The sequence below is a fragment of the Streptomyces sp. NPDC053069 genome (assembly GCF_044546895.1).
Taxonomy (GTDB): domain Bacteria; phylum Actinomycetota; class Actinomycetes; order Streptomycetales; family Streptomycetaceae; genus Streptomyces.
This window is the reverse complement of record NZ_JBITZN010000036.1, coordinates 1-1,416: the sequence shown is the minus strand read 5'-3', so window position 1 is coordinate 1,416 and position 1,416 is coordinate 1. Positions and strand designations below refer to the sequence as shown.

Here is a 1,416-nt window from a genome sequence, read left to right as displayed (position 1 = left end):
AGCGGCTACGAGCTGTGTGAGAACACCCCGCTCAGGGAGGGCAGCGAGGAGTACCTGGACTCGGAGAAGTACCAGCTCAGGCCGCGTGACTGGGAAGCCGCCGCACGCGAGGGCCGCACCATCGCACCGCTGATCACCAAGCTCAACACCATCCGCCGGAACAGCCCGGCCCTGCGGCAGCTGCGGAATCTGCACTTCCACCACGCCGACAAGGACGCGGTGATCGCCTACTCGAAGCGGAGCGGATCGAACACGGTTCTCGTGGTCGCCAACCTCGACCCCCACCACACCCAGGAGGCCACGGTCTCGTTGGACATGCCGCAACTCGGCCTGGACTGGCACGAGTCGGTGCCGGTGCGCGACGAGCTCACCGGCGAGACCTACTACTGGGGCAGGGCCAACTATGTGCGCCTCGAACCGGGTCATGGGCCCGCGCATGTCTTCACCGTCCTGCGACCGTCCAACCCGCAGATCGGAGGGTCACCCACAATATGATCGTCAATGAGCCCGTTCCGGACACCTTTGAGGACACTCCTGCCAAGGACCGGGACCCGGAGTGGTTCAAGCGCGCGGTCTTCTACGAGGTCCTGGTCCGCTCCTTCCAGGACAGCAACGGCGACGGCGTCGGCGACCTGAAGGGCCTGACCGCCAAGCTCGACTATCTGCAGTGGCTGGGGGTCGACTGTCTGTGGCTGCCGCCGTTCTTCAAGTCCCCGCTCCGGGACGGGGGCTACGACGTCTCCGACTACACCGCGGTGCTCCCCGAGTTCGGTGACCTCGCCGACTTCGTGGAGTTCGTGGACGCCGCCCACCAGCGCGGCATGCGCGTCATCATCGACTTCGTCATGAACCACACCAGCGACCAGCACCCGTGGTTCCAGGAGTCGAGGCGGGATCCGGACGGTCCGTACGGGGACTACTACGTCTGGGCCGACGACGACAAGCAGTACGACGACGCCCGGATCATCTTCGTCGACACCGAGGCCTCCAACTGGACGTACGACCCGGTACGCAAGCAGTACTACTGGCACCGCTTCTTCTCGCACCAGCCGGATCTCAACTACGAGAACCCGGCGGTGCAGGAGGAGATGATCTCCGCGCTGAAGTTCTGGCTGGATCTCGGCATCGACGGGTTCCGCCTGGACGCGGTGCCGTACCTGTACCAGCAGGAGGGCACCAACTGCGAGAACCTGCCGGCGACCCATGAGTTCCTGAGGCGGGTGCGCAAGGAGATCGACGCCCAGTACCCCGACAAGGTGCTCCTCGCCGAGGCCAACCAGTGGCCGGAGGACGTCGTCGACTACTTCGGCGACTTCCGCAGCGGCGGCGACGAGTGTCACATGGCGTTCCACTTCCCGGTGATGCCGCGCATCTTCATGGCCGTACGGCGGGAATCCCGCTACCCGGTCTCCGAGA

At 65.4% G+C, this 1,416-nt stretch carries 1 protein-coding gene and 1 pseudogene; both read left to right on the top strand.

The annotated features are described in order from the left end of the window. Positions 1-495 (top strand): annotated as a pseudogene (locus ACIGXP_RS40025) (alpha-1,4-glucan--maltose-1-phosphate maltosyltransferase); the annotation flags it as partial. Next, the coding region (locus tag ACIGXP_RS40020; RefSeq protein WP_399776962.1) for an alpha-amylase family glycosyl hydrolase at positions 492-1,416 on the top strand (925 nt) is incomplete at its 3' end. The pseudogene ACIGXP_RS40025 and the gene ACIGXP_RS40020, both read left to right, overlap by 4 nt.